General features: G+C 77.1%; 9 protein-coding genes. 6 read left to right on the plus strand and 3 right to left on the minus strand.

The window, feature by feature from the left end; translation table 11 throughout:
• Positions 1–161: 161 nt before the first annotated feature.
• Entirely contained in the window at positions 162–620 is a 459-nt protein-coding gene (locus ABZ457_RS26815) for a hypothetical protein (RefSeq protein WP_359162238.1), read from the minus strand.
• A 247-nt stretch (positions 621–867) separates the two neighbouring features.
• Here ABZ457_RS26815 and ABZ457_RS26820 point away from each other — a divergent pair, with 247 nt between their 5' ends.
• From ABZ457_RS26820 to ABZ457_RS26830, 3 genes are all read left to right on the plus strand, one after another.
• On the plus strand, positions 868–1,026 hold the full coding sequence (locus ABZ457_RS26820; protein WP_018849316.1) for a hypothetical protein: 159 nt from the start codon (positions 868–870) through the stop codon (positions 1,024–1,026).
• A 272-nt stretch (positions 1,027–1,298) separates the two neighbouring features.
• Entirely contained in the window at positions 1,299–2,294 is a 996-nt protein-coding gene (locus tag ABZ457_RS26825) for a DUF3048 domain-containing protein (protein ID WP_359162241.1), read from the plus strand.
• 115 nt (positions 2,295–2,409) lie between these two features.
• Complete coding sequence (locus tag ABZ457_RS26830; protein ID WP_359162244.1) at positions 2,410–3,516, plus strand: hypothetical protein; 1,107 nt, start codon at positions 2,410–2,412, stop codon at positions 3,514–3,516.
• Between the two features lie 69 nt (positions 3,517–3,585).
• On the opposite strand, the gene ABZ457_RS26835 is transcribed toward ABZ457_RS26830, so the two are convergent.
• Positions 3,586–4,503: a hypothetical protein gene (locus tag ABZ457_RS26835; protein ID WP_359162246.1), complete on the minus strand. Its 918-nt coding sequence runs from the start codon at positions 4,501–4,503 to the stop codon at positions 3,586–3,588.
• A 333-nt stretch (positions 4,504–4,836) separates the two neighbouring features.
• Entirely contained in the window at positions 4,837–6,444 is a 1,608-nt protein-coding gene (locus tag ABZ457_RS26840; RefSeq protein WP_359162249.1) for an alpha/beta hydrolase, read from the minus strand.
• A gap of 110 nt (positions 6,445–6,554) precedes the next feature.
• Here ABZ457_RS26840 and ABZ457_RS26845 point away from each other — a divergent pair, with 110 nt between their 5' ends.
• The 3 genes from ABZ457_RS26845 to ABZ457_RS26855 all read left to right on the plus strand — a co-directional run bounded on the left by ABZ457_RS26845 (position 6,555) and on the right by ABZ457_RS26855 (position 9,533).
• On the plus strand, positions 6,555–7,499 hold the full coding sequence (locus ABZ457_RS26845; protein WP_359162252.1) for a MerR family transcriptional regulator: 945 nt from the start codon (positions 6,555–6,557) through the stop codon (positions 7,497–7,499).
• Positions 7,500–7,875: 376 nt separating this feature from the next.
• Positions 7,876–9,237, plus strand: a complete 1,362-nt coding sequence (locus ABZ457_RS26850; RefSeq protein ID WP_359162255.1) for an NAD(P)/FAD-dependent oxidoreductase — start codon at positions 7,876–7,878, stop codon at positions 9,235–9,237.
• Between the two features lie 89 nt (positions 9,238–9,326).
• The gene (locus ABZ457_RS26855; RefSeq protein WP_359162258.1) at positions 9,327–9,533 is read left to right on the plus strand and encodes a hypothetical protein; all 207 of its coding nucleotides are present in this window, start codon (positions 9,327–9,329) and stop codon (positions 9,531–9,533) included.
• Positions 9,534–9,601: the final 68 nt, after the last annotated feature.

The following is a 9,601-nucleotide window of genomic DNA, read 5'->3' on the forward strand; positions in this document are numbered from 1 at the left end:
ATCGGCGCAAGGCCGGGCCCCGGTGGACGGGTTTCGGCCACCATCTGTCCGGGAGGCGGTTCCGGAACGCGCCCGGGCCCCGGCCGGCCACGGCGTGCGGCCCGGCCGGGACCCGGGGCGTGCCGGGGATCCGGGGGCGTGCCGGGGGAGCGGGAGCGCCGTCAGCGCGCGTCGGCCGCCGCGACCCGGACGGTCAGGGAGACGCACGCCTCCCGTACGTTCTCGTCGCCCGTGATGTGCAGCCGCAGCCGCAGGTCCTGCCCGGTGAGCCCCTCGCTCGGCGTCACCCGCTGGCGGACCGTGTACCTCCGCCCGGCCTCCACGGCGCCGACCGCGCCCCGGGTCATGGCGAACGCGCCGAACTCGCCCTCCGCCTTCAGGTGCAACTGGGTCGCGCCGTGCGAGCGCGCCGGGCGGAAGTCGAGCGCGAACTCGGTGGACCGCCCGGCACGCAGCGTCACCGGACCCGGGCCGTCACGGCCGTCGACGCGCAGGGCGATGGCCCGGCCGAGACCCTCGCACTCCTCGGCGGGGCCGACCGGGCCCGCCTGGGCGGGGGCGGCGGAGAGGAGGCCCACGGCGAGGGCGCACACGGCGGCGGAGTAAGTGATCCTTTTCACGCCCGCCCCAACGACCGGGCCCTCCGCCGGTCACCCCGACTCGGGCCACAGGGACCGGATATGTACCCGTACGGCGCACCCGCCCACCCGGAGAGCGCACACCGAAAGGGCCCCCGGAGCCGGTCAGGAGGCCGGGGCGGCGAGGTGGAGCGGGGTCCCGACCCCGTACACTCGCCCCTGCTTCCGGCGCGGGACACGGACCCCGGGCCGGTGGCACGACACGTGCAACCGAACGAAAGGACGAATCGTGAGCTCCGCAGACAGGGCTGACGCACCGATCTACGACGGCCTGGTCGAGGAGCGGGGCGACGTTCCCGCGGACGTCCGCCGCACGGCCGAGGAGACCCTCCGCGAGGTCAGCCGCACCCTCGACTTCGAGCTCCAGGGCGCCGGCGCCCTGCGCTGACGCCGACCTCCCGGCGCGCGCCCCACACGGCTCGCGGCCCCACAGGGCCCGCCCACAGGGGACTCCGCGCCATGGCCTGAGCCCATACCGAGGGCCCGCACACGCCTGAGCCTCACCACATGGCTCCCGCACACATGGCGTCGCACCCCATGGCTGCGACGCACACACCGTGCCACGGCCCACCGGCGCCGGGAACAGCGCGTTTCCGCCGCCCCCGGCGGCTGTCGCCCGAAGCGCCCCCGTGGTCCACTGGAGTGACGGGAACGGGGCCTATGGACACACTGCGGGCACGACGGCAGGGACGGGGCGGCAGGATCGCCGCCCTGCTGTCGGCCGCCGCCCTCCTGGTGGGCCTCGCCGCCTGCTCCGACCCGGCACCCCGGCCCGAGCCCACCGCACCCCCCACCGCCGCGCCGCGCACCTCCTACTTCACCGGGCTCCCGGGCCGCAACGGCCCCGTCCTCGCCGTGAAGATCGACAACGTCCGCCCCGCCCGGCCGCACACCGGCCTCGGCGCCGCCGACATCGTCTATGTCGAGCCCGTGGAGGCGGGGCTGACCCGTCTGCTCGCCGTCTACTCCACCGAGCTCCCGCCCCGCATCGGCCCCGTCCGCAGCGCCCGCGAGTCGGACCTCGAACTGCTCCGCCAGTTCGACCGCCCCGCCCTCGCCTACTCGGGCGCCCAGAGCGCGCTGCTCCCCCTGATCGAGGCCGCACCGCTGGTCGGCCTGCCGCCCGGCCGGGCCCCCGACGCCTATGTCCGCTCCGGCGACCGCCCCGCACCGCACAACCTCTATCTGCGCCCCGAGGCCGCCCTCACCGCCGCCGGGGACGTCGGCGCCGCCTCCGACATCGGCTTCCGCTTCGGCCCCGCGCCGGCCGAAGGCGGTCGGCCCGTCACCGAGCACACCGTGCGCTACCCGTCCGCCCGCTACGCGTTCACCTGGTCGGAGGCCGACCGGGGCTGGCGCGTCGCGATGGACGGCACCCCGGCGTCCACGACGGACGACGGCCGGCTCGCCCCCGCGACCGTGGTCGTGCAGTACACCGAGGTCCGCCCGTCCCGCTTCGGCGACCGCTGGGGCAACGCCTCCCCCTACCCCGAGACGGTCGGCTCCGGGCGGGCGCTGGTCCTGCGCGACGGGCAGGGGTACGACGCCCGCTGGGAGCGCGCCACGGCGGAGGGCGGCACCGTGTTCACCGACGCGGCGGGGGAGCGGCTGGACTTCGCCCCCGGGCAGGTGTGGGTGGTACTGGCCGAGGCGTGACGGCCGTGGCACGGCGAGGGGAACCGTCCGGTCCGCCCGCGCGTGATACCGGGCATCGCACCGCTGCGCGCACCTGCGCGCACACGTACAGGCACAGGCACCCCGGGGGGTTCGGTTGAGCAAGGAACGGGCGGGACAGGCGGGACCGGCGGGACAGGTACGGATCGACGGGACGGCGCTGCTGCTGGGCGAGGGGGCCTCGGTCCGCTTCATCAGGACCCTCAGGCTGCCCGAGACGGGCACCCACCCCCTGCCGCCGGGCCTCGGCGACTTCCCGCTGCGGCGGGTCGAGGACCACCCGGACACCGTGCCCCCGGCGATGCGTGAGCGCGGCGGCGTGTTCCTGCCCATGTACCTGCGCGAGGCCATGTGGCTGAGCTTCGCCGGCACCCGGGAACCCACCGCCCTCCAGGTCGGCGTCGGCAAGGTGTGCGCGGTCTCCGGCAAGCCCTGGAGCGGCAGACTCGCCCGCGACCCGCAGAACTACGTCGTCACCCCGCGCCAGCCCTGGCTGGACGGCATCAACTCCGGCACGGGCACGGTGCGCCAGTTCGTCGCCGTCCCGCTCGGCCTCGGCGCCACCGTGGAGGGCCAGGTCACCGGTGAGGAGACCTGGGGCGGCGTCCAGCTCCAGGGCTTCCCGCTGGGCGGCCGGGCGCTCGCCGCATGGCGCGAGGAGGAGCGCCTGCGCCGCGAGGAGGAGCTGCGCCGCAGGCGGGCCGCCGTCGCCCCGCCCGCGCCGTCCGGCGGTTACGGCGCCGCGCCCGCCGCCTTCGGCGCGGCCGCCCCGGCCGCCATGCCCCGCGCCGGAGGACCGCCCGCCCCGGCCGCCGCGCCCGCGATGGGGCTCGGGGTCGGCGGCACGATGCGCCAGGAGGTCTACGCGGACACCCGGCCGCTCTCGGACTGGGACGACCACCCGGCCGCCCGGGTCTTCGTCCACCTGGTCACCCCGCCGCAGTGGCGCGCCATCACGGGCGAGGAACCCCCGCCGTCCCCCGTCGACCGGGCCGCCTACACCCGCGCCGGGCTGCCCTGGTTCGCGTACGAGGACGACGACGCGGCCGACCTGGCCCCGGCGGACGCCCTCGGCCAGGTCAAGCCGGTCGGGGAGTGGCTCGGCGACGACCACACCCCCTGGCAGGCGCCCGGCGCCCACCAGGTCCACCCCCTGGGCGACGCCCCCGCCCCGGGCAAGCCGGTCGCCGACGGCGACTGGTGACGGACCGGGCCCGGCCGCTACCGACCGGGCCCGCCCCGCCGCTCACGCCTCTCTGCCCCGGGCCGCCGCTCAGTGCCCGGGGTGCCCCGGCCGGGGACAGTCGCCCCCGGGCGGAAACGCCAGCCCGGTCGGCGTGTTGAGCCCGTCCGAGGGGAGGGTGACCTGCCGGCCGGTCACGGGGTCCACGCGTACCACCCGGTCGTGGAAGGCGTCGGCCACATGGAGCCGGCCGCGTGCGTCGAAGGCGAGACCGAGCGGGTTGCCCAGGTCGTCGGCGGGCACGGTCCGCTGCACCCCGCCGGCGGAGACCGCCACCACACGGTTGTTGCCGCTGTCGGAGACAAAGAGGTCTCCCGCGCGGCCCAGCGCCAGCCCGGTCGGCTGGGAGAGGCCCTCGGCCGGCACGGTGGTCTGGCCGGACCCGTCCGCCGGGACCCTGACCACCCGGTCGTTGACGAAGTCCGAGATGTACAGGGACCCGTCGGGCGCCACCGCCAGCCCCCACGGGTGGAGCAGCCCCTCGGTCGGCACCGTGGTCTGACCGGAGCCGTCCGCGCCGATCCGTACCACCCGGTCGTTGAAGCTGTCGGCGATATAGAGGCTGCCGTCCGCGGCCACCGCGAGACCGAGCGGACGCGACAGGCCCTCGGCGGGCACGGTCGTCTGCTCGCCCCCGCCGGCGGGCAGCCTCACCACACGGTTGTTCCCCGTGTCGGCGACGTAGAGGTCGCCCGTGGCGCTCCAGGCCAGGCCGGTCGGCCGCACCAGGCCGTCGAGCGGCACGGTCGTCTGCGCGCCCCGGCAGGTGAGCCGCACCACCCGGTTGTTGCCGTAGTCCGACACATACAGCGCCGCCGTCTCCGGCCGCCCTGGCCCGCCCGCCGGGTCCGCGGTCGCGGAGGCCGCCGGCCAGGCGCAGAGCAGCAGGACGCCGGCGAGGGCCGCCAGCCGCCGCCCGCGCCGGAGTCGGCCTCCCGTCCGCCGCACCGGGGGCCCGCCCGGCGCACCGCCGGGCCCGGCCGCTGTCGTGCCCGTCCGTGTGTCCGCTGTTCGGCCTCGGCCTCGTACCATCTCGCCCTCTCCGTCCTGACGACTGCCCCGCAGACCCTAGGAACGGCGGCCGGTGCGGGCGCGAGCCACGCCCACCGGGCGGGCGGCCGTCACCCCAATGCCGGGCGGGGCGGACTGCCCGGCGAGCCACGCCCGCCACCTTCCTCCGCCCGCGTCGCCCGTCGGCCGGCCCCGCCCCCGCCCCCGCTCGCGTCGCCTGTCGGCCCGGCGGCCCGGCCCCGCCCGACGCCCGCCTCCGCCCGGCCCGGGTCAGCCGCGCAGATGGCCCACCACCGCGGCCGCCGCCGCCCGTACCGCCTCCCGCGCCTCCTCCGTGTGGTCGACCGTCTCGAAGCCGTGATGGCCCCCGGGCACGTCGATCAGCTCGACCGCCGCGTCGCACTCCCGGGCCGCGGACACGAACTCCGCCACCGTCGCCGCGATCCCGGGGTGTTCGCGGCCGACCCGGGTCAGGACGACCGGCAGCCGCCCCGCCGTCCGCAGCGCTTCCACCGGACGGAACCGCCCCGGGCGCAGCACCCAGCCCGGCAGGGGCGCCAGCACCGGATAGGTCGCCGCCACGCACCGCAGCCACGGCGGCGGCGCGGCCAGCCACTCCGCCGACAGCGGCCCGCCGCCGGAGAAGAACCACAGGGCCACCCGGTCCCCGTCCACCCGCGGGTCGGCACGCACCGCGTCGACCGCCGCGGCCACGTCCTCGGCGGCACGCTCGTACTCCCCGACGCCGTGCAGCCGGTGGTCGACGGTCGCGGCGATCACGCCGAGGCTCGCCAGGTGGCGGCCGTAGCCGACGAAGGCCGGCCAGTCCCGGGGCGTGGGGCGGACCCCGGCGGGCACCGGCCCGCCGTGGACGAGCACCACCGCCGGGCGCGGCCCGCCCGCGAGCGCCGCCCCGGCCCCGTCCGCCCCGGGCAGGTCCCCGGGCAGATAGAGGTCGACCGTGCCCGACCGCTCCCGGCGGCAGTGCGGCGGATCGAGAACGAACGGGCGCAGATGGGCCGGCGGTTGCGCCGTACCGGGCGTGATCCGGTGGCCCTCTCCCCGGGCTGCCCGCACCAGGACCCGGGCCAGTTCCTCGGGCGCGGAGAGCATCGGCCAGTGCCCCGTGGGGAGTTCGAAGAAGGTCACCCGGGGTTCGGCGAGGGCCTGGAGACGGGGATCACCGAGTCCCACCGCCATCTCGACCAGCGCGATGTCCGACCCGTTGGCGGTGCACAGCACCCCGGTGGACGGCAGCGCGGGCGCCGCCCCGGTGAGTTTCAGCGGCTGCGTCAGGGTGGCCGCGGGCTGCGGAGCGGCGAGCGCGGCCAGCCTCGCCAGGGCCGCGTCGGGGACGCCGTCGGTGCTGCCCCACCGGTGCCACTCACCGGGCCCGGGCGGCGGCACCAGCCACCCGCCTCCACCGGCCCCGGACAGCCGCTCGCGCAGCTCCTCGTCGGGCACCAGCAGCAGCGGCGCGTCACCGGCCCCGGGCAGGCCCGCGTCCAGATGCACGATCCTGACGACCCGCTCCGGCCGCCGGTCCGCCGCGCCCAGCACCGGGTGGATGCCGTATCCGTGCCCGACCAGGACCGCCCGCCGGGTGTCCAGCGCGTCGATCACCCGCACCACGTCCGCGACATGGGTCTCCAGATCGGTGCCGGGACCGGCCGGACGCAGCAGGTCGCCCATGCCTGTGAGCGTCACCGGGTGCGCCTCGGCGCCCAGTTCCCGCAGGCGGTCGGCCGCCTCCTGCCAGATCCAGCCGCCGGTGTGCGCCTCGGCGACGAGGACGAAGACGGGCGCGGAGTCCGGCGGGCAGTTCGGTGCGCGGTCCTGCGCGGCGGCCGTGGCGGGTGGCGGGACGGATGCCGTCATGAGGGTCTCCTCGGGAGTGCGGTCGCGCGGCCGCCCCGGATGTCCGGCCGCCGTCGCCGGTACGGTAGGAACTCCCCCTGGGGGAGGTTCAAGGGAGGAGGGGGCCGGCCTTGACGCCCGACGCCACATGGAGCATCGGTGAACTCGCCGCCCGCGCGGGCGTCACCGTGAAGACCGTCCGCTTCTACTCCGACCACGGGCTGCTGCCCGAGGCCGGCCGCAGCGCCGGCGGCCACCGGCGGTACGGCCCGGGGGCGCTGGAACGGATCGGGCTGATCCGCTCCCTGCGCGCCCTGGGGCTGCCCGTCGCCGAGGTGGCCGGCGTCCTCGACGCGGAGGCGGCGCGGGACGGGCTCGACAGCGCGGTGGAGAGCGCCGTCGCCGGGCAGTTGCGCGAGGTCGGCTCCCAACTGGCCGCCCTGCGCTGGCGGGAGGCCGCCCTGCGGCTCGTCCACGACTGCCCGCCCGGGGAACGGGCCGAGCGGCTGCGGCTGGTCGGCGCGGTGACCACGCCACCCACTACGGCCTCCCTCGTCCGCTTCTGGCGGCGCTGGCTGCCCCCGCGACTGCCCGCCCGGGTGGTCGCGGCCGTCGTCGAGCACGCGGTGCCGCAGCCTCCCGCCGACCCCGCGCCCGCCGAGGTGCTCGCCTTCGCCAGGCTGCACGCGCTGGTGTCCGGCCCGTGCACCGGCGGTGCGGCGCACTGCCGGCCGGCCGCCCACCGCGGCGGTACGGGCTACCGGCCCGCCGTGCTCTACGAGGGCCTGCCCGAGGCGTACGCCCTGGCCTCCGCCGAGTTGCTGGCGCGCCGCGGTCCCGGCCCCGGCGAGGCGCTGGACTCCTTCGTCGCCGTCCACGCCGCGGCGTGCGGCACCCGGGACACCCCGGCGTTCCGCCGGCAGCTCGGCGGAACGCTCGCCGCCGACCCCCGGATCGACAGCTACTGGGAGCAGGCGGCGGTTCTCTTCGGACCGGCGGCGCCGACCCCGGGAGCCGCCCACGACTGGCTGTGCGCGGCCCTGGCGGCGGACGAGGAGCCCGCGGCCGCGGCGTGAGGTCCGCCTCGCCCGGGCGGGCCGACAGGGGCGGGGCCAGGGCGTCGGCGGAGGCGGGCCGCGCGCCGGGCCGCCGGGAGCGCGAGCGGGTCGCGGACCCGATGTCCACCACCGGAGGGGTCTGGACCACCAGGCCCCTCCGCCCGTCGCCCGGCGGGCGAAACGCGCGCATGCCGCGCCCCACCCGCGGGCACCCGATCGTCTGAGCAGGCAGCGAGCCGCCCGCTGACGGAGAATCGTCGTGCCGACGGCTCGTCCCCGCGGTCCGGCCGACGATCCGGGCCGCCCCGCGGGCCGGGACCCGGACCACCCGCGTGGCCGGGGACACCGCAGCCGGCGCGGAGAGACCTCACCCGTCGCAGAAGGGACGGACACCGTGGCACGACCGACGATTCTTGTGGTGGGCGCCGGCTTCGCCGGAGTCGAGTGCGTACGCCGCCTGGAACGCGAACTCTCCCCGTCGGAGGCGGAGATCCTGCTGGTCACACCGTTCTCGTACCAGCTCTACCTGCCGCTGCTGCCCCAGGTGGCCTCCGGGGTCCTCACCCCCCAGTCGGTCGCCCTCTCGCTGCGCCGCAGCCGCCGGCACCGCACCCGGATCGTCCCCGGCGGGGCCGTCGGAATCGATACCAAGGCCAAGGCGTGCGTCATCCGCAAGATCACCGGCGAGCTGTCCGCCCAGTCCTACGACTTCCTGGTCCTGGCCCCCGGCAGCGTCACCCGGACCTTCGACATCCCGGGGCTCGTCGATCACGCCCGGGGCATGAAGACCCTGGCCGAGGCCACCTACATCCGCGACCACGTCATCGCCCAGCTCGACCTCGCCGACGCCAGCCACGACCAGGACGAACGCGAGTCCCGGCTCCAGTTCGTGGTGGTCGGCGGCGGCTACGCGGGCACCGAGACGGCCGCCTGCCTCCAGCGCCTCACCACCGGCGCCGTGAAGCGCTACCCCCGCCTGGACCCGCGTCAGATCAAGTGGCACCTGGTGGACATCGCCCCCCGGCTGATGCCCGAACTCGGCGAGAAGCTCGGCGACGCCGCCCTCGCCATCCTCAAGCGCCGGGGGATCGAGGTCTCCCTCGGGGTGTCCGTGGCGGAGGCCGGGCCCGAGAAGGTGACCCTGACCGACGGCCGGGTCCTGCCCTGCCGCACCCTGATCTGGACGGCCGGGGTGGCCGCCAGCCCGCTCGTCGCCACCCTCGGCTCCGAGACCGTCAAGGGGCGCCTGCTGGTCCGGCCCGACCTCACCGTCCCCGGCGCCGCGGGGGTGTTCGCCCTCGGCGACGCGGCCGCCGTGCCCGACCTGGTGAAGGGCGACGGGGCGATCTGCCCGCCCACCGCCCAGCACGCCCAGCGCCAGGGCCGCACCGCCGCCGCCAATGTGATCGCCACCCTGCGCGGGGCCGCCCTGAAGCCTTACGAGCACAAGGACCTCGGGCTCGTGGTGGACCTCGGCGGCAAGGACGCCGTCTCCAAGCCCCTCGGCATCGAACTGCGGGGACTGCCCGCCCAGGCCGTCGCCCGCGGCTACCACTGGAGCGCCCTGCGCACCAATGTCGCCAAGATCCGCGTCGCCACCAACTGGATGCTCAACGCGGTCGCCGGGGACGACTTCGTGCGGACCGGCTTCCTCGCGCGCAACCCGGGCACCCTGCGGGAGTTCGAGTACACCGACGCCTATCTGACGCCCGAGCAGATCCGGGAGCACACCGCGGCCCTGCGCGCCGGCCTGTGACACGTCCGGCGCGCCAGGTGTGACCTGTCAAAACGCGCTTTCCGCCGGCGACCCGTGTCCCCGGGGCACCGGCGGCAGTTGGACGAGGCATGAAGAAGCGCAGCATGCTCGCCGTCATGTCCCTCGCCACCGGCGCGTTCATCGCCGCCGTCAGCCCGCCGCCCGCCGCCCAGGCCGACACCCTGGACGGAGCCCTGACCGGCGGCGACGCCCTCAGCCGGCTGGACGCCCCGACCGCCGGCCTCGCGGACGAGGTCGGCGAGACGGTCCGCGACGCGACGGGCGACCTGGCCTGACGCCACCCCGCCCCGGCCCCCGGCCCCGGCCCCGGCCCCCGGCGCCTGCCCGTGCCGGGGCACGGGCA

Source organism: Streptomyces sp. NPDC005805 (assembly GCF_040630445.1).
Taxonomy (GTDB): Bacteria; Actinomycetota; Actinomycetes; order Streptomycetales; family Streptomycetaceae; genus Streptomyces.